The organism is Mycolicibacterium parafortuitum (genome assembly GCF_002086815.1).
Classification (GTDB): Bacteria; Actinomycetota; Actinomycetes; order Mycobacteriales; family Mycobacteriaceae; genus Mycobacterium; species Mycobacterium parafortuitum.
The window spans coordinates 388,100-409,727 of the sequence record NZ_MVID01000001.1 but is presented as its reverse complement, the minus strand read 5'-3'; the positions used below and the strand labels follow the sequence as shown (position 1 = coordinate 409,727).

At 70.0% G+C, this 21,628-nt stretch carries 19 protein-coding genes; 6 read left to right on the top strand and 13 right to left on the bottom strand.

Translation table 11 applies throughout. The annotated features are described in order from the left end of the window. Window positions 1-2: 2 nt before the first annotated feature. The 4 genes from gatB to gatC form a co-directional block, all read right to left on the bottom strand. Window positions 3-1,514: an Asp-tRNA(Asn)/Glu-tRNA(Gln) amidotransferase subunit GatB gene (gene gatB / locus BST38_RS01880; RefSeq protein WP_083141519.1), complete on the bottom strand. Its 1,512-nt coding sequence runs from the start codon at window positions 1,512-1,514 to the stop codon at window positions 3-5. Window positions 1,515-1,615: 101 nt separating this feature from the next. Then, window positions 1,616-2,647 carry an ATP-dependent 6-phosphofructokinase gene (locus BST38_RS01875; RefSeq protein WP_083141518.1) on the bottom strand — a complete coding sequence of 344 codons (1,032 nt, stop codon included), beginning with the start codon at window positions 2,645-2,647 and terminating at the stop codon, window positions 1,616-1,618. Window positions 2,648-2,665: 18 nt separating this feature from the next. Further along, window positions 2,666-4,150 carry an Asp-tRNA(Asn)/Glu-tRNA(Gln) amidotransferase subunit GatA gene (gatA, locus tag BST38_RS01870; RefSeq protein ID WP_083141517.1) on the bottom strand — a complete coding sequence of 495 codons (1,485 nt, stop codon included), beginning with the start codon at window positions 4,148-4,150 and terminating at the stop codon, window positions 2,666-2,668. Continuing rightward, complete coding sequence (gene gatC / locus BST38_RS01865) at window positions 4,147-4,485, bottom strand: Asp-tRNA(Asn)/Glu-tRNA(Gln) amidotransferase subunit GatC (RefSeq protein WP_083141688.1); 339 nt, start codon at window positions 4,483-4,485, stop codon at window positions 4,147-4,149. Before gatC ends, gatA begins: the two co-directional genes overlap by 4 nt. A 147-nt stretch (window positions 4,486-4,632) precedes the next feature. Here gatC and BST38_RS01860 point away from each other — a divergent pair, with 147 nt between their 5' ends. Continuing rightward, complete coding sequence (locus tag BST38_RS01860; RefSeq protein ID WP_181792026.1) at window positions 4,633-5,301, top strand: ACT domain-containing protein; 669 nt, start codon at window positions 4,633-4,635, stop codon at window positions 5,299-5,301. Here BST38_RS01860 and ligA read toward each other — a convergent pair. Next, window positions 5,298-7,388, bottom strand: a complete 2,091-nt coding sequence (ligA, locus tag BST38_RS01855) for an NAD-dependent DNA ligase LigA (protein WP_420872568.1) — start codon at window positions 7,386-7,388, stop codon at window positions 5,298-5,300. The genes BST38_RS01860 and ligA overlap by 4 nt on opposite strands. A gap of 115 nt (window positions 7,389-7,503) precedes the next feature. Between ligA and BST38_RS01850 the strand changes: the two genes are divergently transcribed. Beyond that, window positions 7,504-7,905 carry an MmcQ/YjbR family DNA-binding protein gene (locus tag BST38_RS01850; RefSeq protein ID WP_083141515.1) on the top strand — a complete coding sequence of 134 codons (402 nt, stop codon included), beginning with the start codon at window positions 7,504-7,506 and terminating at the stop codon, window positions 7,903-7,905. 37 nt (window positions 7,906-7,942) lie between these two features. Next, window positions 7,943-9,571: a 4-coumarate--CoA ligase family protein gene (locus BST38_RS01845; RefSeq protein WP_083141514.1), complete on the top strand. Its 1,629-nt coding sequence runs from the start codon at window positions 7,943-7,945 to the stop codon at window positions 9,569-9,571. Here the strand turns inward: BST38_RS01845 and BST38_RS01840 are convergent. Continuing rightward, complete coding sequence (locus tag BST38_RS01840) at window positions 9,568-11,316, bottom strand: sensor domain-containing diguanylate cyclase (protein ID WP_237160635.1); 1,749 nt, start codon at window positions 11,314-11,316, stop codon at window positions 9,568-9,570. The genes BST38_RS01845 and BST38_RS01840 overlap by 4 nt on opposite strands. 99 nt (window positions 11,317-11,415) lie before the next feature. Further along, the gene (locus BST38_RS01835; protein ID WP_083141512.1) at window positions 11,416-12,426 is read right to left on the bottom strand and encodes a uroporphyrinogen decarboxylase/cobalamine-independent methonine synthase family protein; all 1,011 of its coding nucleotides are present in this window, start codon (window positions 12,424-12,426) and stop codon (window positions 11,416-11,418) included. A gap of 35 nt (window positions 12,427-12,461) precedes the next feature. Here BST38_RS01835 and BST38_RS01830 point away from each other — a divergent pair, with 35 nt between their 5' ends. Beyond that, complete coding sequence (locus BST38_RS01830) at window positions 12,462-13,100, top strand: sensor domain-containing protein (protein ID WP_083141511.1); 639 nt, start codon at window positions 12,462-12,464, stop codon at window positions 13,098-13,100. A 1-nt stretch (window position 13,101) separates the two neighbouring features. On the opposite strand, the gene mnmA is transcribed toward BST38_RS01830, so the two are convergent. The 6 genes from mnmA to BST38_RS01800 all read right to left on the bottom strand — a co-directional run bounded on the left by mnmA (window position 13,102) and on the right by BST38_RS01800 (window position 19,070). After that, window positions 13,102-14,175: a tRNA 2-thiouridine(34) synthase MnmA gene (gene mnmA, locus BST38_RS01825; RefSeq protein ID WP_083141510.1), complete on the bottom strand. Its 1,074-nt coding sequence runs from the start codon at window positions 14,173-14,175 to the stop codon at window positions 13,102-13,104. A gap of 2 nt (window positions 14,176-14,177) precedes the next feature. Continuing rightward, window positions 14,178-15,377: a cysteine desulfurase family protein gene (locus tag BST38_RS01820; protein WP_420872532.1), complete on the bottom strand. Its 1,200-nt coding sequence runs from the start codon at window positions 15,375-15,377 to the stop codon at window positions 14,178-14,180. A 51-nt stretch (window positions 15,378-15,428) separates the two neighbouring features. Then, window positions 15,429-16,289 carry a lysophospholipid acyltransferase family protein gene (locus tag BST38_RS01815; RefSeq protein ID WP_083141508.1) on the bottom strand — a complete coding sequence of 287 codons (861 nt, stop codon included), beginning with the start codon at window positions 16,287-16,289 and terminating at the stop codon, window positions 15,429-15,431. Next, window positions 16,286-17,122 carry a GNAT family N-acetyltransferase gene (locus BST38_RS01810; protein ID WP_083141507.1) on the bottom strand — a complete coding sequence of 279 codons (837 nt, stop codon included), beginning with the start codon at window positions 17,120-17,122 and terminating at the stop codon, window positions 16,286-16,288. Before BST38_RS01810 ends, BST38_RS01815 begins: the two co-directional genes overlap by 4 nt. Before the next feature lie 158 nt (window positions 17,123-17,280). Beyond that, the gene (locus BST38_RS01805) at window positions 17,281-18,237 is read right to left on the bottom strand and encodes an electron transfer flavoprotein subunit alpha/FixB family protein (RefSeq protein WP_083141506.1); all 957 of its coding nucleotides are present in this window, start codon (window positions 18,235-18,237) and stop codon (window positions 17,281-17,283) included. Between the two features lie 41 nt (window positions 18,238-18,278). Beyond that, window positions 18,279-19,070, bottom strand: coding sequence for an electron transfer flavoprotein subunit beta/FixA family protein (locus BST38_RS01800; protein ID WP_083141505.1), 792 nt, complete (start codon window positions 19,068-19,070; stop codon window positions 18,279-18,281). Between the two features lie 207 nt (window positions 19,071-19,277). Here BST38_RS01800 and BST38_RS01795 point away from each other — a divergent pair, with 207 nt between their 5' ends. Both BST38_RS01795 and BST38_RS01790 read left to right on the top strand, forming a co-directional pair. Next, complete coding sequence (locus tag BST38_RS01795) at window positions 19,278-20,054, top strand: class I SAM-dependent methyltransferase (protein ID WP_083141504.1); 777 nt, start codon at window positions 19,278-19,280, stop codon at window positions 20,052-20,054. Beyond that, entirely contained in the window at window positions 20,051-21,628 is a 1,578-nt protein-coding gene (locus tag BST38_RS01790; protein WP_083141503.1) for a 1,4-alpha-glucan branching protein domain-containing protein, read from the top strand. The genes BST38_RS01795 and BST38_RS01790 overlap by 4 nt, the downstream gene beginning before the upstream one ends.

The window sequence follows — 21,628 nt, the reverse complement described above, 5'->3', positions numbered from 1 at the left end:
GGCTAGCTACACGCGGCCATGACAAGTTCGCGCACCCGCGCGGCGTCGGCCTGGCCCTTCGTCGCCTTCATCACAGCGCCGACGATCGCACCGGCGGCCTGCACCTTGCCGCCGCGGATCTTCTCGACGATGTCGGGGTGCGCCTCGAGAGCTTGATCGATGGCGGCCTGGATCAGCGAGTCGTCACGCACGACCACCAGCCCGCGGTCGTTCATCACCTGCTCGGGTTCGCCCTCACCGGCCAACACGCCCTCGACGACCTGGCGGGCCAGCTTGTTGGACAGCTTGCCGTCGTCGACGAGCTTGATCACCGCGGCGACCTGCGCAGGCGTGATCGGCAGATCGGACACCTCTACCCCACCTTCCTTGGCCTTCTGTACCAGGAAGTTGCCCCACCAGGCGCGGGCGGCGTCGCTGGAGACGCCGTGCTCGACGGTCGCGGCGATCAGATCCAGCGCACCGATGTTGACCAGGTCGCGCATCACCTCGTCGGCGATGCCCCACTCCTGCTGGATTCGCTTGCGCGACAGCCACGGATACTCGGGGATGGTGGTCCGCAGCTGCTCGACGAGTTCCGCGCCGGGCGCCACCGGCTCCAGATCGGGCTCCGGGAAGTACCGATAGTCCTGCGCGGTCTCCTTACTGCGCCCCGGCGAGGTGAAACCGTCCTCGTGGAAGTGCCGGGTCTCCTGGGTCACCGTGCCGCCGGACTTCAGCACCGCGGCCTGGCGGCGCATCTCGTAGCGCACCGCGACCTCGACGCTCTTGAGCGAGTTGACGTTCTTGGTCTCGGTTCGGGTGCCGAACTCGGCCGCACCGATCGGCTTCAGGGAGACGTTGGAGTCGCACCGCATCGACCCCTGGTCCATCCGGACGTCGGAAACACCGAGCGCGCGCAACAGGTCTCGCAACGCGGTCACATAGGCGCGGGCGATCTCGGGGGCACGCGCACCCGCACCCTCGATCGGCTTGGTGACGATCTCGATCAGCGGGACGCCGGAGCGGTTGTAGTCGGCCAGCGAGGTGGTCGCTCCCGCGATGCGCCCGGTGTCGCTGCCGATGTGGGTCAGCTTGCCGGTGTCCTCCTCCATGTGGGCACGCTCGATCTCGATACGCCACGTGGTGCCGTCGTCGAGCGGCACGTCGAGGTGGCCGTTGACCGCGATCGGCTCGTCGTACTGGGAGATCTGGTAGTTCTTCGGCTGGTCCGGATAGAAGTAGTTCTTCCGCGCAAACCGGCCCCACGGCGCGATGTCACAGTTGAGCGCCAGACCGATGCGGATCGCGGACTCGACGGCGGACCGGTTGAGCACCGGTAGGGAGCCGGGCAATCCGAGGCAGACCGGACACACCAGCGTGTTGGGTTCGGCACCGAACCGGTTGGCGCAGCCGCAGAACATCTTGGTGGCCGTATTCAGCTCGACGTGCACCTCCATGCCCATGACGGGCTCGTAGGCGGCGATGACCTCGTCGTAGTCGAGCAGTGACGCGGAAGCCGAGGTCGCGGTAGACATGCCACTGATCCTAGTGGGTCACTTTTCCGCGGCGAGCAGACACAAACTCGCACGCTCGGGCGGCGATTCGTGCGAGTTTGTGACTGCTCGCGAAGGAACCGTCAGCCGAAGAATTCGGCGGCGTCGTCGTAGCGGCTCTGCGGGACGAGCTTGAGCTGGCGGACCGCGTCGGCGAGCGCCACCCGGCCGATGTCCTGGCCACGCAGCGACACCATCATCCCGTACTCGCCGGCGTGCGCGGCGTCCGCGGCGTTGACGCCAAACCGGGTGGCCAGCACCCGGTCGTACGCGGTCGGGATGCCACCGCGCTGCACGTGGCCAAGCACCGTGACGCGGACGTCCTTGTTGATCCGCTTCTCCACTTCCAGCGCCAGCTGCTGGGCGACGCCGGTGAAGCGCTCGTGGCCGAACTCGTCGACCCCGCCCTGTTTGAGCTGCATCGAGCCCTCGGCGGGTTTGGCCCCCTCGGCGACCACACAGATGAAGTGTGAATCTCCGCGCACGAAGCGTTCTTTGACCAGCCGGCAGACCTCCTCGACATCGAAGGGCTGCTCGGGGATCAGCGTCATGTGCGCCCCGGAGGCCAGGCCGGCGTTCAGCGCGATCCAGCCGGCGTGGCGGCCCATCACCTCCACCAGCATCACGCGCTGATGTGATTCGGCGGTGCTGTGCAGCCGGTCGATCGCCTCGGTCGCCACGGTCAGCGCGGTATCGTGGCCGAAAGTGACGTCGGTGCAATCGATGTCGTTGTCGATGGTCTTGGGCACACCGACGACGGGCACGTTCTCCTCGGACAGCCAGTGGGCGGCGGTCAGCGTGCCCTCGCCTCCGATCGGGATGAGCACGTCGATGCCGTTGTCCTCGAGGGTCTGCTTGATCTGGTCCAGACCGGCGCGCAACTTGTCCGGGTTGACGCGCGCGGTGCCCAGTACCGTCCCGCCCTTGGCGAGCAGCCGGTCGTTGCGGTCGTCGTTGCGCAGCTGGATCCGGCGGTTCTCCAGCAGCCCGCGCCAACCGTCCAGGAAACCCACCACCGAGGAGCCGTACCGGACGTCACAGGTCCGGACCACCGCCCGGATCACCGCGTTCAGGCCAGGACAGTCGCCGCCTCCGGTCAGCACTCCGATACGCATGCGACCCATCCTCCCCTGTCAGAGCGCAGTTGGCAGCGAACCCCGTGCGGCTTCGTAGGCCGCACCGACGCGATACAGCCGGTCATCGGCCAGTGCCGGCGCCATGATCTGCAGCCCTACCGGCAGGTTGTCGTCGGCGGACAGCCCCGACGGCACCGACATCCCGCAGTGCCCGGCCAGGTTCAGCGGCAGCGTGCACAGGTCGAACAGATACATCGCCAGCGGGTCGTCGACCTTCTCACCGAGCCGGAACGCCGTCGACGGCGTCGTCGGCGTGACCAGCACGTCGACCTTCTGGTACGCCTCGTCGAGGTCGCGGGCGATCAGCGTTCGCACCTTCTGCGCCTGGTTGTAATAGGCGTCGTAATAGCCGGCCGACAGCGCGTAGGTGCCGATCATGATGCGGCGCTTGACCTCAGGACCGAAGCCCGCGGCGCGGGTGATCGCCATGACCTCCTCGGCGCTGTGCGTGCCGTCGTCGCCGGCGCGCAGGCCGTAACGCATGCCGTCGAACTTCGCCAGGTTCGACGACACCTCCGACGGCAAGATCAGGTAGTAGGCGGGCAGCGAATAGTCGAAGTGCGGGCAGTCGACCTCGCTGACCTCGGCGCCGAGCGCGGTGAGCTGCTCGACGGCCGCGTTGAACGACGCCAGCACACCCGGCTGGTAACCCTCGCCGCTGCGCAGCTGCTTGACCACCCCGATCCGCACCCCCTTGAGGTCACCGGCGGCGCCGGCGCGGGCCGCGGCGACGATGTCGGGCACGGGCGCGTCGATCGAGGTCGAATCGCGCGGATCGTGTCCGGCGATGACCTGGTGCAGCAGCGCGGTGTCGAGCACGGTGCGCGCGCACGGACCGCCCTGGTCCAGCGACGACGCGCACGCGACCAGCCCGTAGCGCGACACCGTTCCGTACGTCGGCTTCACGCCGACGGTAGCGGTGAGCGCGGCCGGCTGGCGGATGGAGCCTCCGGTGTCGGTGCCGATGGCCAGCGGCGCCTGGAACGCCGCCAGCGCGGCGGCACTGCCACCGCCGGAACCGCCCGGCACCCGCTCGACGTCCCACGGGTTGCGCGTCGGGCCGTAGGCGGAGTTCTCCGTCGAGCTGCCCATCGCGAACTCGTCCATGTTGGTCTTGCCCAGGATCGGGATGCCCGCGGCGCGCAGCTTCGCGGTGACGGTCGCGTCGTACGGCGACGTCCACCCCTCCAGGATCTTCGAGCCGCACGTGGTCGGCATGTCCGTGGTGGTGAACACGTCCTTCAGTGCGAGCGGGACGCCGGCCAGCGGCGAGGCCGGACGCTCCCCCGCCGCGACGGCCTTGTCGACCGCGGCTGCGGCGGCCAGCGCCTCGTCGGCACCGACGTGCAGGAACGCGTGATAGTCGCCGTCGGTCGCGGCGATCTGGTCGAGGAACGCCTGCGTCACCTCGGTGGAGGACACCTCTTTGTCCGCGATCTTGGTCGCGAGGGTGTCGGCGTCGAGTCTGATCAGCTCACTCATTCGGCTTCTCCCAGAATCCGCGGCACCGCGAAACGGCCGTCTTCGGCCCGGGGCGCGGCGGCCAGCGCCTCGTCCTGGGTCAGGCTCGGCAGCTGCTCGTCGGAGCGGAACACATTGACGACCCCGGCCGATTCCCCGGGTCGCTCCGCTCCTGACCGCCGAACCAGCGGGTTGTCGGTTGCCTCGACGCCGGTGACGTCGACCGCCTGGATCTTGCCGACGTGGTTGAGGATGGCGTCGAGCTGACCGACGAAGCCATCCAGCTCGCTGTCGGTCAGGGCCAGTCGCGCGAGGCGCGCAAGGTGCGCAACCTCGTCTCGGGAGATCTGTGACACGACCACAAAGCCTAGTCCAGCCGCTCACGCGTCCAACTCGGCGGAACTGCTTCGGCGGCTCACGGCCCGACTGTCGGGGCGGCCCGCCGCCCAACAGTCGGGGCGGCCCGCCGCCCAAGTCGCCGGGGGTCGCCTCTCCGTGAAAAAGTGTTGGCCGTGCCTTCGTATCTACTCCGAGTCCAACTCGAGGACCGCCCGGGCAGCCTCGGCTCCCTGGCCGTGGCCCTGGGTTCGGTAGGCGCCGACATCCTGTCCCTCGACGTGGTGGAACGTTCCGTGGGCTACGCGATCGACGACCTCGTGGTCGAGCTGCCACCCGGCGCGATGCCCGACATGCTGATCACCGCCGCCGAAGCCCTCAAAGGGGTGTACGTCGACAGCATCCGCCCGCACACCGGGCTGCTGGAAGCCCACCGCGAACTGGAGTTGATCGACCACGTCGCCGCCGCCGACGGAAAGCTCAAGCGCCTGCAGGTGCTCGTCGACGAGGCCCCCAAGGTGTTGCGGGTCGGGTGGTCCACGGTGGTGGAACTGACCGATTCGGGCCCGCGGCGGGTGGTGGGCAGCTCCGGCGCACCGGAGACCCCGGCCACCGAGACGCCGTGGTTACCGCTGGAACGCGCCGCGGCGCTCGACGCGACCGCCGACTGGGTGCCGCAGGTGTGGCGCGACATGGACACCACGCTGGCCGCGGCGCCGCTCGACGGCCCGACGACCGCGGTGGTGCTGGGACGGCCCGGCGGACCCGCGTTTCGGCCCAGCGAAGTGGCCCGGCTCGGCTACCTGGCCGGGATCGTCGCGACGATCGTCGGTTAACTCTCCGGCGCGGCCGGACCGTCGGCGAGCAGCCTGCGGAACCCGTCCTCGTCGAGCACCGGCACCCCGAGTTCGATCGCCTTGTCGTACTTCGATCCCGGGGCGTCCCCGGCCACCACGTAGGCGGTCTTCTTCGACACCGAACTCGCCGCCTTGCCGCCCCTGGCGATGATGGCCTCTTTGGCCTGATCCCTGCTGAACCCGGTCAGGGATCCGGTCACCACGATCGACAGGCCCTCCAGCGTGCGCTCGATGCTGGTGTCGCGCTCGTCGGCCATCCGCACCCCGGCCTCGCGCCATTTGTCGACGATGGCGCGATGCCAGTCGACGGTGAACCAGTCGATCACCGCGGCCGCGATCGTCGGGCCGACGCCCTCGGTGTTGGCGAGCTGTTCCTCCGACGCCGCCTCGATCGCGTCCAGGCTGCCGAACTCGGTGGCCAGCGCCCGCGCCGCGGTCGGCCCGACATGGCGGATGGACAGCGCGACCAGCACCCGCCACAGCGGCTGCGCCTTGGCCTTGCCGAGGTTGGCCAGCAGCCGTTTGCCGTTGGCCGACAGCTCACCCTTCTGCGTGGTGAACAGCTCGGTGCGCAGCAGATCCTCGGCGGTCAGGGTGAACAGATCACCCTCGTCGGCGATCACGCCGGCCTGCAGCAGCGCGGTGGCCGCTTCGTAGCCGAGGCCTTCGATGTCGAACGCGCCGCGGCCGGCGACGTGAAACACCCGCTCCCGCAACTGCGCTGGGCAGCTGCGCGAGTTCGGGCAGCGGATGTCGGCGTCGCCCTCCTTGGCCGGGGCCAGCTCGGTGCCGCATTCCGGGCAGTGGGTCGGGAACACGAACTCGCGCTCGGTGCCGTCGCGCAGATCCACGACCGGGCCCAGCACCTCGGGGATCACGTCCCCGGCCTTGCGGATCACCACGGTGTCGCCGATCAGCACACCCTTGCGCTTGACCTCCGAGCCGTTGTGCAGCGTGGCCAGCCCGACGGTGGAGCCGGCCACCTTCACCGGCTCCATGTAGGCGAACGGGGTCACCCGGCCGGTGCGCCCGACGTTGACGCGGATGTCGAGCAGCTTGGTCTGGGCTTCTTCCGGCGGATATTTGTACGCCACCGCCCAGCGCGGCGCCCGCGAGGTGGCGCCGAGCCGGCGCTGCAACGACACATCGTCGACTTTGACGACCAGACCGTCGATTTCGTGTTCGACGTCGTGGCGGTGCTCACCCCAGTACGCGATGCGTTCGGTGACCGCGTCGAGGCCTTTGACCTGCGCGGTGTGGTCGGACACCGGCAGGCCCCACGCCTTCAGCGCGCGGTAGGCGTCGTGCAGCGTCTTGAACGGGAACCCTCCGGGTGCCTCGATGTGGCCCAGCCCGTGGCAGATCATCCGCAGCCGGCGGCGCGCGGTGACCGCGGGGTTCTTCTGGCGCAGCGACCCGGCCGCGCTGTTGCGGGGGTTCGCGAACGGCGCCTTGCCCTCGGCCACCAGCCCGGCGTTGAGGTCCTCGAAGTCGGCGACCCGGAAGAACACCTCACCGCGCACCTCGAGCACCGTCGGCACCGGGAACTCGTCTGTGCCGGTGAGCCTTTCGGGGATGTCTTCGATCGTTCGCGCGTTCAGCGTGACGTCTTCGCCGGTGCGCCCGTCGCCACGGGTCGAAGCGCTCTCCAGCCGGCCGTCCCGGTACACCAGCGCCAGTGCGACCCCGTCGATCTTCAGCTCGCACAGGTACTGCGCATCCTGGCCGATCTCGCCGCTGATCCGTGCCGCCCACGCCGCCAGCTCGTCGGGATCGAACACGTTGTCCAGGCTGAGCATGCGCTCGAGATGCTCGGCGGGGGTGAAGTCCGTCGCGAACCCGGCACCGCCGACCAGCTGGGTCGGCGAATCGGGCGTGCGCAGCTCGGGGTACTCGTCCTCGAGTGCCTGCAGCGTGCGCAGCATCTCGTCGAACTCGGCGTCGGTGATGGTCGGGGAATCACGGACGTAGTAGCGGAACTGGTGTTCGCGAACCTCGTCGGCGAGCTCCTGCCACCGACGGCGGATGTCGGCGTCGAGAGCATCGTCGGCCTGCTCGGCCAGCACCGACTCGGGATCCGGGATCGCCTCGGGACTCACCCTGGAAGGCTATCGAAGGGCGCCGACAGAGTCGGCCGCGGTTCGCCGGACCCGGTCGGGACGGCTGCGTAGGCTGCTGTCCATGCCGCATCCGATCATGTTTCGCGACGACGACATGGGGCTGGCAGAAGTGCGGGAGATCGCCCTCGGATTCCCGACGGCGTTCGAGAAGATCTCGTGGGGCAGGCCGTGCTTCTGCGCGCCGAAGATGTTCGCGATCTTCGGAGGCAGCGTCAAGGGTGAACGCAAGGGCGAGTACACCCAGTACCCGCACTCGGTTCTGGTGAAGGTCGACGAGAGCGACCGCAGGGCCCTTGAGCAGGATCGCCGGTTCTTCTTCCCGGCCTACCTCGGCCCCTTCGGCTGGCTGGGCCTGGATCTGACCGCGGCGAAGGTGGACTGGACGGAGGTCACCGAACTGGTCGACGCGTCCTTCCGCATGGTGGCGGCCAAGAAATTGATCAAGCAACTCGACCAACGTTGACCCCGGGCCCCCGTGCCGTGATTCGATCGGAGACACCATGAGCTTCTCTAGCCCCTTCCCCGAAGTCGACATCCCCACCGCCAGCGTCTACGACTATCTGTTCGCCGGCCTGTCCGGCCCCGACGATCCCCACCTGGACCGGGTGGCGCTGATCGACGCGAAGTCCGGCCGCGAGACGACCTATCGGGAGATGATCGCCCGCATCGACGCGTTCGCCGGGGCGCTGGCCGCCCGCGGCGTCGGTGTCGGCGACGTCGTCGGATTGCTGGCCCCGAACAGTTCGGCGTTCGCGGTGGCCTTCCACGGGATCCTGCGCGCCGGCGCGACGGCCACCACCATCAACGCGCTGTTCACCGCCAAGGACATCGCCAAGCAGCTCACCGATTCCAAGGCCAAGACGCTCATCACGGTGTCGCCGTTGCTGGCGCAGGCCAAGGAGGGCGCCGTGCTGGCGGGTCTGTCCGACGAGGATCTGATCGTGCTCGACGGGCCAGGCCGCGACGGTTCCGGCGACGGCGCCGGCCATCCCAACGCCGCCGACATCCATGCGTCGGGAACGGCTGCGCCACAAGTGCATTTCGCCCCGTCGTCGCATCTGGCGGCGCTGCCGTACAGCTCCGGGACGACCGGCAACCCGAAGGGTGTGATGCTCACCCACCGCAACCTCGTCGCCAACGTCGCGCAGATCCGGCCGCTGCACGGCATGGTCGCCGACGATGTGGTGCTCGCCGTGCTGCCGTTCTTCCACATCTACGGGATGACGGTGCTGCTCAACGCCGCGGTGCACGCGCGGGCGAAGCTGGTGATCATGCCGAGTTTCGATCTCGGCGAGTTCCTCGGCAACATCGCCGAACACAAGTGCACGATCGCGTTCATCGCCCCGCCGGTCGCAGTGGCACTGGCGAAGCATCCGCTGGTCGACGACCACGATCTGTCCTCGCTGAAGGTCGTGATGTCCGGAGCGGCGCCGCTGGACGCCGACCTCGGGCACGCCGTCGCGAAACGCCTGGACTGCAAGGTGGTTCAGGGATACGGCATGAGTGAGCTCAGCCCGGTCAGCCACATCACCCCGTTCGACGGCGGCCGGGTCAACATGCACGAGGACGCCCCGCTGAGTTCGGTCGGCTGGACGGTCTCCAACGCCGCGTCCAAGCTCGTCGACCCGGAAACCCGCCGCGAGATCCAGGTCCCGGACGAGGGGGTCAGCGACACCGGCGAGTTGTGGTTCAAGGGACCGAACGTGATGGCCGGATACCTGAACAACGAGGCCGCGACGAAGGAGACGATCGACGAGGACGGCTGGTTGCACACCGGTGACCTGGCGCGGGTCGATGCCCGCGGGCTGGTCTACATCGTCGACCGGCTCAAGGAACTGATCAAGTACAAGGGCTATCAGGTGCCGCCCGCCGAACTGGAGGCCGTGCTGCTGTCGCATCCCGACATCGCCGATGCCGCCGTGGTGGGCGCGCCAGACGCCGACGGTGAAGAGGTGCCGAAGGCCTTCGTGGTGACGCAGGCCGGCGCGCAGCTGACCGAGTCCGAGGTGATGGAGTTCGTGGCCGGACACGTCGCCCCGTACAAGAAGGTCCGCCAGGTGGCGTTCATCGACGCGATCCCGAAGTCGGCCTCCGGCAAGATTCTTCGCAAGGATCTGCGGACCCCCTAGCGGCGCGCGAGCTGATCCCTGCCGCGGCTCTTGGCTTCGTACAGCGCCTTGTCGGCGCGCACCACCGTCTCGGTGAGGGTGTCTCCTGGTCTGTGGCCGGTGTACCCGATCGAACAGGTCTGCCCGAACGGCACGCAGGCCCGGATCCGGTTGAGCATCGTCTGTGCCCGCTGCGGGTCGGTGCCCGGCAACGCCAGGATGAATTCCTCACCGCCCCACCGGGCGAAGATGTCCTGCTGGCGAATCGACGCGCCCGCGGCCCCGGCGAACTGCTGCAGCAGCAGATCCCCGGCGGTGTGGCCCCGGGTGTCGTTGTAACCCTTGAAGTTGTCGAGGTCGATCACCGCGACCGTCAGCGGTGAGGCCTCGGAGACGCTCGCCAGCAGCGGGGTCACCTGGGCGTCCCAGGCGCTGCGGTTGAGCACCCCGGTCAGCGGGTCGGTCGACGCCGAGTGTTTCAGCGCCGCATGCGCGGCCACCGCCTCCGACACGTCGCGCACCTCGAGCTGGACGCTGCGCTCCCCCGAGTGCTTGACCACCGTCGCGTTGAACTCGACCAGAAGCTCGGTGCCGTCATGCCTGCGTAGTACGCCGCGCTGCGAGCGCACGATGCCGGTGGTGGACAGCGTCTCGTCGAGGAGGGCCTGCGTCACGGAGCGGATGCGCTCGGGCACGAAATCCATCGCCGAGACCAGCGCGACGTCCTCGGCCGACGCCACCCCGAGCAGCGCGACCCCGGCGGGGTTGACGTAGGCGATCCTGCCCTCGGTGTCGACGACGACGACCGGATCCTGGGACTGCTCGACCAGCGCGCGCCAACGTTCCTCGGCCGCGGCGTGCGCGGCGCGGGCGGCGGCGAGCTCGGTGACATCGGTCGACACGCCGCCGACGCCGATCACCTCACCGAACTCGTCGGTGAGCGGGAACTTCGTGGAGCGGTAGATGTGCACCGAGCCGTCCGGGTGGACCACCTCTTCGCTGAACACCTGCCGTTCCCGGGTCGTCATGATCTGCCGGTCGTTGCGTCGATAGTGCTCGGCGATGTCCTTTTCGAAGAAGTCGTCATCGGTGCCGCCGACCAGTGAGCGGCCCGCGTTGGTGACGTCCTGCAGCGCGCGGTTGGCCATCACGAAGCGGCCGTCGACATCCTTGGCGAAGACCAGCACGTCGGGGTGGTCGAGCACCCCGCTGAGCATGCGCTGCCGTTGGCGTGCGAGTTCGGAGTCGGGTTCCTTTGCCCGGCTTCGCAACTCCAGCAGGACCAGCACCTGACGAGCCAGGGTGTGAAGGTGCCGGCGCTGCGCGTCGGTCAGGGTCCGCGGGCGGCGGTCCAGGACACAGACCGCCCCGAGCCGGTGGCCGTCGGCGGTGACGATCGGCATGGCCGCGCAGAACCGCAGGTGCGGCGCACCGGTGACCATCGGATGGCCGGCGAGCCGGGCGTCGGCGTGGGTGTCGCCGATCTCGACCAGCGCACCGTCCTCGACGGCGATGGCGCAGAACGACATCTCGCGGGCGACGTCGGTAAGGCCCACGCCGTGACCGGATTTGATCCACTGCCGGTCGGCGTCGACGAACCCGATGAACGCCATCGGGACGTCGCACACCGCCGCCGCGAGCTCGGTCAGTCCGTCGAAAGACTCCTCGGGCGCGGTGTCGAGAATCTCGAACGACGCGAGCGCACGAAGGCGCGCGGTCTCGTCGTACTCAGGCGATGACCCTCGACTCGAGAGCTTCCCCGACACTGCATCAACCCCGTGACTTGTGCGTACTCGCACCCCCGCACCCCCGCGCCGGCATCCTTCGAAGACTGACACTAGCCCACGTTGCACACCGGATCAGCGTCAAACGCCGTCCGGATCCTCGGCCAGACCGTCGGCGGCGCGCTGCGCCAGTTCGACCGCTCTGCGGGCCCATTCGCCGGTCGCTGCGGCGAGCCCACACGCCGGGCTGATCCCGATCCGCTCCCGCAGCACCGCCCTGGCGAAGCCCAGGCGGTCGGTGACGCCGGCGACGGCCGCGGCGATCTGCTCGGCCGACGTGCGCGCCGCCGGCGCCGCGGCGGGTACCGCGCCGAGCACCACGGTCCGGCTCGAGTCGACGAACTCGCCGATCCCGTCCAGGTCGGCGGCGGACAGCGTGTGCAGATCCACCGAAACCGCGCTGATCGTGCTGCGCTGCAAGAGTTTCCACGGCAGGTCGGGGGCGCAGCTGTGCACCGCGACCTCACCGCCGACCGCCGCCGCACACTCGTCGAGCAGCACCGTGACCAGCGACTCGTCGACCGGGTGGACCGGGTTCAGGCTGCTCACCCCGGTCAGCCTGCCGGCCAGCGCGGCAGGCAGCGTCGGCTCGTCGAACTGGACCACCACCGGGCTCTCCAGCCGGCGCGCCAGATTTCTGCGGTGCTCGGCCACCCCTTCGGCCAGTGACGCGCTCAGATCCCGGACCGCTCCGGCGTCGGTGATGGCCCGGTGCCCGCCACCCAGCTCCAGGTGCGCGGCCAGCGTGATCGGCCCGGGCGCCTGCAGCTTCACCGCCCGCTCGCCGCCGCGCAAGCCGGCCTTCTCCCACGCCTCCTCCAGCGCGTCGAGATCCTCGTCGAGGAAACTGACGGCCCGCCGGGTCACGGAGGTCCGCCCGGAGGCGACACGGTATCCGCGCGGCACCGTGTCCATCGTGATGTCGACGAGCAGCGCGGCGGCCCGCCCGATCAGGTCGGCGCCGACACCGCGGGCGGGCAACTCGACCAGATGCGGCAGATGATGCAACTCACCGACGACGATCTCGGCCGCCTCCTTGGCAGCGGTGCCGGGCCAGGATCCGATGCCGGTCGCCGTCGCGAAAACACTCACTCGCCCGACGATATGCGACGGGCTAGGGTTCCGGTATGACGGGCCGCGCATGCGCCTCGCTGATGTGCGCCACGGCGATTCTGGCCGCCGGGTGCACGCAGAGCGTGTCCGGCGTCGCGGTCCGTGCGATACCGGGGATCGACGAGGACTCCCGCTCACCGGTCGACGTCGAGTCGGTGTTGCTCGACCGGGCGCAGATGCAGGCCGTCACCGGAGCCGGTGCGGACCTGACGGTGATCCCCGGTACCGACACCAAAGCCCCGGTGGATATCGAGTTCCTGATGGAAACCGTTGCACCGCAATGCCAGTGGGTTTACGCCGAGACCCGGCTGTTCGGTAGCGAGGTCGAGGAGTTCCACAAGACCACCTACCAGCATCCGCCCCGCGGGGGGCTGATCTCGCAGGCGGCCGCCGGATACCGCGACGCCGCCGCCGCGCAGGGCGCCTTCGATTCGGTGGTCGCGCAGATCGCGCGGTGCGGTGACACCGGCGCCGGTGCGGCGATGGTCGGTGAGGTGTCGGCGACCCCGGAGTCGATCCAGACCAGGCCCGGCGACTGCGGGCGCGACTACCGGGTGAAGTCCGCGGTGCTCGTCGAGGTCACGTTCTGCGCGTTCCCCGATTCGGTGCCCGACATCGTGATGACCAACATCGTGGCCAACATCCCGGGCTGAGTCAGCGCGCGGTGCGGATCGTCGCGCTGGCCAGCACCTCGTCGCCGTCGGGGTCGGGACGGTAGAGCACCAGCGTCTGACCGGGTGCCACCCCGCGCAGCGGGCTGCGCAACGTCACGTGCAGGGTGTCGCCGCGCAGTTCGGCGACCGCGTCGGCGATGCCGCCGTGCGCACGGACCTGGACCACGCCCTCGACCGGCCCGTGCGGCGCGACGCCGGCGGTGAACACCGGTGCATCGCCCTCCAGGGTGCCGACCTCCAGGTCGTCGACGGTGCCGACCTGGACGGTGCCGGTCTGCGCGTCGATCCCGGTCACATAGCGCGGGCGCCCGTCAGGACCGGGACCGGGGATACCCAGGCCCTTGCGCTGCCCGATCGTGAAGCCGTGCACGCCGTCGTGTTCGGCGAGCACCGTGCCCGCCGAGTCCACCACGCTGCCGCGGCGCACCCCGATTCGGGCGCCGAGGAAGGCCTGCGTGTCGCCGGACGGGATGAAGCAGACGTCGTGGCTGTCGGCCTTGTCGGCCACCGCCAGGCCGCGGCGCGCGGCCTCCTCGCGGATCTGGGCCTTCGGGGTGTCGCCGATCGGGAACAGGGCGTGGCGCAGCTGTTCGGCGGTCAGCACCGCGAGCACGTAGGACTGGTCCTTGTCGTGGTCGACGGCGCGACGCAGCCTGCCGTTCTCCAGGCGGGCGTAGTGACCGGTGGCCAGCGCGTCGAAGCCGAGCGCGAGCGCACGAGATGCCAACGCGGAGAACTTGATGCGCTCATTGCAGCGCACACACGGGTTGGGCGTCTCGCCGCGCGCGTAGGCCTCGACGAAGTCGTCGATCACGTCCTCTTTGAACCGGTCGGCGAAATCCCAGACGTAGAACGGGATTCCGAGCACGTCGGCGACCCGGCGCGCATCGCCGGCGTCCTCCTTGGAGCAGCAGCCGCGGGACCCGGTGCGCAGCGTCCCCGGCGTCGAGGACAGCGCCAGATGCACGCCGACGACATCGTGTCCGGCGTCGACCATCCTGGCGGCGGCCACCGAGGAGTCCACGCCACCGCTCATCGCGACCAGTACCCGCATGGTCAGTGCCGTCCCGAACTGGCCAGGGCCGCCTGCCGGGCACGTTCCACCGCCGCGGGCAGCACGTCGAGCGCCGCGTCGATGTCGGCCTCGGTGCTGGTGTGGCCCAACGACAGCCGCAGCGAGCCTCGCGCGTTCGCCGGGTCGGCGCCCATCGCGGTCAGCACGTGCGAGGGCTGCGCCACCCCTGCGGTGCACGCCGATCCGGTGGAGCACTCGATTCCCTTGGCATCCAACAACATCAGCAGCGAGTCGCCTTCGCACCCGCGAAAGGTGAAGTGCGCGTTGCCGGGAAGCCGGCCCGTGCCGGGCGCCCCGTTGACGTCGACGTCGTCGATTCTGTCGAGGACACCGTCGACGAGCCGGTCGCGCAGTTCCCGCACCCGGGTGGTCACCGCATCCATGGTCTCGACGGCGGCGCGCGCGGCGGCGGTCATCCCGACGACCCCGGCGACGTCCTGCGTGCCGGAACGCACGTCGCGTTCCTGGCCCCCGCCGTGCAGCAGCGGGACACAGGCCGCGTCACGGCGGAGGAACAACGCCCCGACGCCGGTGGGCCCGCCGAACTTGTGCGCCGTGACGCTCATCGCCGCGAGCCCGCTGGCGGCGAAGTCGATCGGCAGCTGGCCGATGGCCTGCACCGCGTCGCTGTGCATCGGGATTCCGAATTCCGCTGCGACAGCGACGAGTTCGGCGATCGGCTGAATCGTTCCGACCTCGTTGTTGGCCCACATCACCGAGACCAGTGCGACGTCGTCGGCCGAGGTGAGGGCGGCGCGCAGATCCGCGGCGCGCACGGTGCCGTGCCGGTCGACCGGCAGCCAGGTCACCTCGGCGTCCTCGTGCTCGACCAGCCATTCCACCGCGTCGAGGATGGCGTGGTGCTCGATGGGCGTGGTGATGATCCGGCGCCGCGTCGGCGCGGCATCACGGCGGGCCCAGTACATGCCCTTGACGGCGAGGTTGTCGCTCTCGGTGCCGCCCGCGGTGAAGATCACCTCGGACGGCCGGGCGCCGAGTAGCTGCGCGAGTTCTTCGCGCGACTCCTCCAGGCGCCTCCGGGCGGCCCGGCCGGAGCCGTGCAGCGAGGCCGCGTTGCCGACCGTGGACAGCACGGCCGTCATCGCCTCGATGGCGGCAGGGCGCATCGGGGTGGTGGCGGCGTGGTCGAGGTAGACCGGCCTGGCAGAGGGCCCGGACACAGACATAACCGTTCCAGGATAGCCGTCGTCGGCCCGAGGCCCGTATCGCGCTCAGGCGGACAGCGCCGAGGCCGCGTCGCAGCCGGCCGGGCTGGCCTGCCGCCGCGGCGCCGGGTGGCCGAGCACCGCGGCCTCACACCGGACGGCGAGGTCCCTGCGGTCGCGGCCGGGCAGCTGCAGCGACTCGACCTGCAGGTCGCACACGGTGCGGCGGGCGGTGATCACCCGCGCGATCGACGCAGGCAGGCTGTCGTCACCGACGAACGCCGGCACCGTGGACGGTCGGCCGTCGCGGTGGCGGTAGCGAAGCCGCACCGGCTGCACCGGCCGGCCCGCGTCGACGGCGGCCTGGAACATCGCCGGCCGGAAGCGGCCGTGGCTCAGCCCGCACCAGGTGGTGGCCTCGGGGAACGCGACCACCGTGTGACCGGCGGCCAGGCGGGCGCTGACGGCGGCCACCACCTCCGGGAGTCGACGCAGCCGGTCGCGCTCGATCGGGATGATCCTCATCATCCGCACGACCTGGCCGAGGGCGGGCAGGCGCAGCAGGTCGGCCCGCGCGACGAACGACCCCGGCAGCACCGCGCCGATCGCGAAGACGTCCAGCCAGGACACGTGGCCGCTGACGACCAGCACACCCGGAAGGTTGCGGATCGGGCCGCCCGAGACCCGCATCCGCACGCCGAGGCTGCGCAGCATCAACCGGCAGTAGCCGCGCTGCAGCGTTACCCGGCCGGGCAACGGCAGCGCGAGCAGCCAGACCCCGGCCAGCAGCGTCACCGCCGCGGTGACCCGCAGCGCGGTCCGCAGCGCGACCACCCACCGGCGGCCCGGTTCGTCGGCGCCGGAGCGCACACAGCCGGGGCCGCACGGTGCGGCCTGCACCCACGCGTGCCGGGCGGCGAGAGTCACGAGCGTGCCCCGGCCGCGGCGGCGGCGCCGGCCGACCGCAGCCGGCGCAGGTACCGGACGTCGGCGCGGCGTTTGTCGAGCAGCGCCGGGAAGTCGCCGACCCCGAACTGCGGATCGTGGGCGGGTTCGCCGCACACCTGCGCGCCCAGCCTCAGGTAGCCGCGCAGAAGCGGCGGCAGCGTCACCCGTGCCGGGGCAGCGATGTCGTCGAGCGGACGGCCGTCGACCACCACCGGGCGGTGCGGGTGCACGGTCCACTCGGGCGGCGCGGCATGCCGGCGCAACACCGCGTCGCGCACACCGCGCAGACGGCTGCCGGCCGGGGTCAGACCAGTGGGATCGACGACGGGAACCGAGACACAGCCTGCGACGTAGTCGTAGCCGCTGCGGTCCAGATAGGCCAGGATGCCGGCCCACATCAGCAGCACCACGGCGCCGTGCCGATGCCCGTCACGCACCACCGCGCGACCCATCTCGACCAGCGACGGGCGCAGCGGGTCCAGCGCCGAGACGTCGAATTCCGTTGCGGTGTAGAGGCCGCCGGCGGCGATCGCCGCCGGCGGGGGCAGCATACGGTAGCAGCCGACGAACTCGCCGGTGCCGTCGTCGCGGACCAGAAGGTGATCGCAGTAGTCGTCGAAGCGGTCGGCGTCGCGGCCGTCCGAACCGGCGTCGCGCAGGGTGAATCCCGGCTCGGCGCTGAACACGTCGTGGCGCAGCCGCTGGGCGGCCTCGATGGAGCCCGGGTCGGTGCACAGCAACAGGCTGTAGCGCGGCGCCGGGCCGGATGGCAGGAACGTCTCGCCGGGGATGAGTACGGATGCAGTGCTCATGGCCGTCACGGTGGTGCAGCCGTCCGGCGGCCCGGCAATCGGCGCGTGACGTGTTCGTGAGCGTCAGATGACGGTTCGGGACGTGTCGGGCCTGACCCGGCACGCACGAGGCCCCCACCTCGCTGTGAGATGGGGGCCTCGGTTGCCTGCGCTGCGGACTATCCCTTGCGGGCCTTGACCGCCTCGGTCAGCTGCGGGGTGACCTTGAACAGGTCACCGACGATGCCGAGATCGGCGATCTCGAAGATCGGCGCCTCTTCGTCCTTGTTGACCGCGATGATCGTCTTCGACGTCTGCATACCGGCCCGGTGCTGGATCGCACCGGAGATGCCCAGCGCGATGTACAGCTGCGGGGACACGGTCTTGCCGGTCTGACCGACCTGGAACTGGCCCGGGTAGTAGCCGGAGTCGACCGCGGCGCGGGACGCGCCGACGGCGGCACCCAGCGAGTCGGCGAGTTCCTCGACGATGCCGAAGTTCTCGGCGCTGCCGACACCGCGGCCACCGGCCACGACGACGCTCGCCTCGGTGAGTTCCGGACGATCGCCGGCGACGGCGGGCTCCCGCGACGTGATCTTGGTGGCGTTCTCCGCGGGTGCGGGCACCTCGACGTTGACGACCTCACCGGCGCCGTCGGACGGCGCCGCCTCGATCGCACCGGGACGCACGGTGATCACCGGGGTGTCGCCGACGGCCTCGGCCTCGACGGTGTAGGCACCGCCGAAGATCGAGTGGACGGCCTTGCCGCCGTCCTTGACGTCGACGACGTCGCTGAGGATGCCTGCGCCGATGCGGGCGGCGAGACGTCCCGCGATCTCCTTGCCGTCGGCGCTGGCGGCCAGCAGCACGGCCGCGGGCGACGCCGACTCGGCCAGCGAGGCCAGCACGTCCACGTACGGGGTGATCAGGTAGTTCTCCGCGTCGTCGGATTCGGCGACGTAGATCTTGGCGGCGCCGGCCGACTTCAGACCGTCCACCAGGGGTTCGGCGGTGCCGGGCTTGCCCACCACGACGGCGGAGGGCTCACCCAGCGCGCGGGCCGCGGTGATCAGTTCGGCGGTGACCTTCTTCAGCGCACCTTCGGCGTGCTCCACGAGCACGAGTACTTCAGCCATGTAAATGTCTCTCGTTTCTCAAGTCCAGAAGGAATGATCTGCTAGATGATTTTCTGACCGACCAGGTACTCGGCGATCTTCGTGCCGCCGTCGCCTTCGTCGGTGACCTTCTCGCCTGCGGTCTTCGGCGGCTTCGGGGTCGAGGACAGCACCTTGGAACCGGCGTTGGCGACGCCGACCTCGTCTGCCTCGACGCCGATCTCGGCCAGCGTCAGGGTGGTGACTTCCTTCTTCTTCGCGGCCATGATGCCCTTGAAGGACGGGAAGCGGGGCTCGTTGATCTTCTCGTTGACGCTGACCACGGCGGGCAGCGATGCCTCGAGGGTGAACACGCCGTCGTCGGTCTCGCGCTCGGCGGTGACCTTGCCGTTCTCGACGGACAGCTTGCGCACGTGGGTCAGCTGCGGCAGGCCCAGGTACTCGGCGATGATCGCCGGCACGGCGCCGCCGGTGCCGTCGGTGGCCTCGTTACCGGCGATGACCAGCTCGGTGCCCTCGATGGTGCCCAGCGCGCGGGCCAGCGCCCAGCCCGTCTGCACCATGTCGGAGCCGTGCAGGCCGTCGTCGAGCAGGTGCACGGCCTTGTCGGCACCCATGGACAGGGCCTTGCGGATGGCCTCGGTGGCGCGCTCGGGACCGGCGGTCAGCACGGTGACGGTGCTGTCTCCACCTTCCCGCTCCTTGATGAGCAGCGCTTCTTCGACGGCGCGCTCGTTGATCTCGTCGAGTACGGCGTCGGCGGCCTCCCGGTCGAGCGTCCAGTCACCCTCGGACAGCTTGCGCTCGGACCACGTGTCAGGGACCTGTTTGATCAGGACCACGATATTCGTCATGACTCTGGTTCGTCCTCCTCGATGAGGCCGTTGGCCGGCCTGCAATACCACGATTGATGCAATCAACCCCATGTTACCCACGGGTAACTTCAGGCGCTACGCAGGAACACCATAACTGGTCGAAGTTTGCGATCTGTCGGCGCGGCGACCACAACGACGATGCGAAGAGTTCGCCTACGGTCGGTTACGGGTTAGCCTGCCTTTCTGATGAGCGCATCTGTGACCGACGACGATCCGGGACTACCTCTCACCGGCGAACGAACCATCCCCGGCCTGGCCGAGGAGAACTACTGGTTCCGCCGCCACGAGGTGGTGTACCGACGACTGGTCGAGCGTTGCCGTGACCGCGACGTGCTGGAGGCCGGCAGCGGTGAGGGTTACGGCGCCGACCTGATCGCCGACGTGGCGCGCAGCGTGATCGGCCTGGACTACGACGAGAGCGCGGTCGCGCACGTGCGGGCCCGGTATCCGCGCGTCGACATGCGTCACGGCAACCTGGCCGAGCTTCCGCTGCCGGACGGCGCGGTCGACGTGGTGGTCAACTTCCAGGTGATCGAGCATCTGTGGGATCAGGGCCAGTTCGTCGCCGAGTGCGCCCGGGTGCTGCGCCCGGGCGGGACGCTGCTGATGTCGACCCCGAACCGCATCACCTTCTCCCCCGGGCGCGACACCCCGGTCAATCCGTTCCACACCCGCGAGCTCAACGCCGCGGAGCTGACCGAACTGCTGGAGGCCGCCGGGTTCCGGATGGAGGCCATGCTCGGGGTGTACCACGGTCCCGGGCTCGCCGAGCTCGACGCGCGCCACGGCGGTTCGATCATCGACGCGCAGATCGCGCGCGCCCTGGCCGACGCCCCGTGGCCGGCCGAGCTGCTCGCCGACGTGGAGTCGGTGACCATCGACCACTTCGACCTGGCCCCCGGGTCCGAGACCCGGCCGATCGACGACAGCCTGGATCTGGTCGCGATCGCGGTGCGGCCGTGACCGATTCGACGGCGGAGCCCGTCCCCGGGCTCTTCACGCTGGTCCTGCACACCCATCTGCCGTGGCTGGCCCATCACGGCCGCTGGCCCGTCGGTGAGGAGTGGCTCTACCAGTCGTGGTCGGCGGCGTACCTACCGCTGGTGCGGGTGCTGCGCACGCTGGCCGCCGAGAACCGGCGCCACCTGGTGACCCTCGGCGTCACACCGGTGGTCGCCGCCCAGCTCGATGACCCGTACTGCCTGCAGGGCATGCACCACTGGCTGGCGAACTGGCAGCTGCGGGCCCTTGAGGCGGCGTCCACCCGCAGCGCGGAGCCGGGCGCCTCACCCGCGTCCGAACCGGATGCGCTGCGCCGCTTCGGCGCCCGCGAGTACGCCGAGGCCGAACGCGAGCTCGACGAGTTCGACACGCTGTGGCGTCACGGCGGCAGCCCGGTGTTCCGTGAACTGCTCGACGGCGAGGTCATCGAACTGCTCGGCGGCCCGCTGGCGCATCCGTTCCAACCGTTGCTGAACTCTCGTCTGCGGGAGTTCGCGTTGCGCGAGGGACTGGCCGACGCCGGGGCGCGGTTCGCCCACTCGCCCACCGGGATCTGGGCACCCGAATGCGCGTACGCCCCCGGCATGGAGGCCGGTTACGCGGCAGCGGGTGTCAGCCACTTCATGGTCGACGGGCCGTCCCTGCGCGGCGACACCGCACTGGGCCGGCCGGTCGGTGACTCCGATGTGGTCGCGTTCGGCCGGGATCTTCAGGTCAGTTACCGCGTGTGGTCGCCGAAGTCCGGCTATCCGGGTCACGCGGCGTACCGCGACTTCCACACCTACGACCACGCCACCGGCCTCAAGCCGGCGCGCGTGACGGGTCGCAGCGTGCCCTCGAATGCCAAGGCGCCCTACGACTTCGACCGTGCATCGGCCGCCGTCGACGTCCATGTGGCCGATTTCGTCGAGACGGTGCGCGACCGGTTGACGGCCGAGAGTGCCCGCATCGGGCGTCCCGCGCACGTGGTCGCCGCGTTCGACACCGAACTGTTCGGCCACTGGTGGTACGAGGGTCCGCTGTGGCTGGAACGGGTGTTGCGGGCGCTGCCCGCCGCCGGGGTGCGGGTCGGCACGCTCTCAGATGCGATCACCGCGGGCTACGTCGGCGCACCGGTCGAATTGCCGCCCAGCTCTTGGGGTTCGGGCAAGGACTGGCAGGTCTGGTCGGGCGAGAAGGTTGCCGATCTGGTGCGGCTCAACAACGAGGTCGTCGACACCGCGTTGAGCACCGTCGACAAGGCACTCGCCCACCGGGCGTCGCTGGATGCGCCGACGCCAAGGGATTTCGTCGCCGACCAGATCCTGCGCGAGACCCTGTTGACGGTGTCCAGCGACTGGCCGTTCATGGTCAGCAAGGACTCCGCGGCCGATTACGCGCGTTACCGCGCACACCTGCACGCCCATGCGACGCGGGAGATCTCGGCGGCGCTGGCGGCGGGTCGCCGTGATCAGGCCCAGCGGCTCGCCGAGGGCTGGAACCGCGCCGACGGACTGTTCGGCGCGCTCGACGCACGGAGGCTGCCCGGCCCATGA

Bases quoted from the DNA above. Each gene is read 5' to 3' on its own strand.
- gatB (WP_083141519.1), bottom strand. From the start codon at position 1,514: ATGTCTACCGCGACCTCGGCTTCCGCGTCACTGCTCGACTACGACGAG.
- BST38_RS01875 (WP_083141518.1), bottom strand. From the start codon at position 2,647: ATGCGTATCGGAGTGCTGACCGGAGGCGGCGACTGTCCTGGCCTGAAC.
- gatA (WP_083141517.1), bottom strand. From the start codon at position 4,150: ATGAGTGAGCTGATCAGACTCGACGCCGACACCCTCGCGACCAAGATC.
- BST38_RS01850 (WP_083141515.1), top strand. From the start codon at position 7,504: ATGCCGCATCCGATCATGTTTCGCGACGACGACATGGGGCTGGCAGAA.
- BST38_RS01845 (WP_083141514.1), top strand. From the start codon at position 7,943: ATGAGCTTCTCTAGCCCCTTCCCCGAAGTCGACATCCCCACCGCCAGC.
- BST38_RS01830 (WP_083141511.1), top strand. From the start codon at position 12,462: ATGACGGGCCGCGCATGCGCCTCGCTGATGTGCGCCACGGCGATTCTG.
- mnmA (WP_083141510.1), bottom strand. From the start codon at position 14,175: ATGCGGGTACTGGTCGCGATGAGCGGTGGCGTGGACTCCTCGGTGGCC.
- BST38_RS01810 (WP_083141507.1), bottom strand. From the start codon at position 17,122: ATGAGCACTGCATCCGTACTCATCCCCGGCGAGACGTTCCTGCCATCC.
- BST38_RS01805 (WP_083141506.1), bottom strand. From the start codon at position 18,237: ATGGCTGAAGTACTCGTGCTCGTGGAGCACGCCGAAGGTGCGCTGAAG.
- BST38_RS01800 (WP_083141505.1), bottom strand. From the start codon at position 19,070: ATGACGAATATCGTGGTCCTGATCAAACAGGTCCCTGACACGTGGTCC.
- BST38_RS01795 (WP_083141504.1), top strand. From the start codon at position 19,278: ATGAGCGCATCTGTGACCGACGACGATCCGGGACTACCTCTCACCGGC.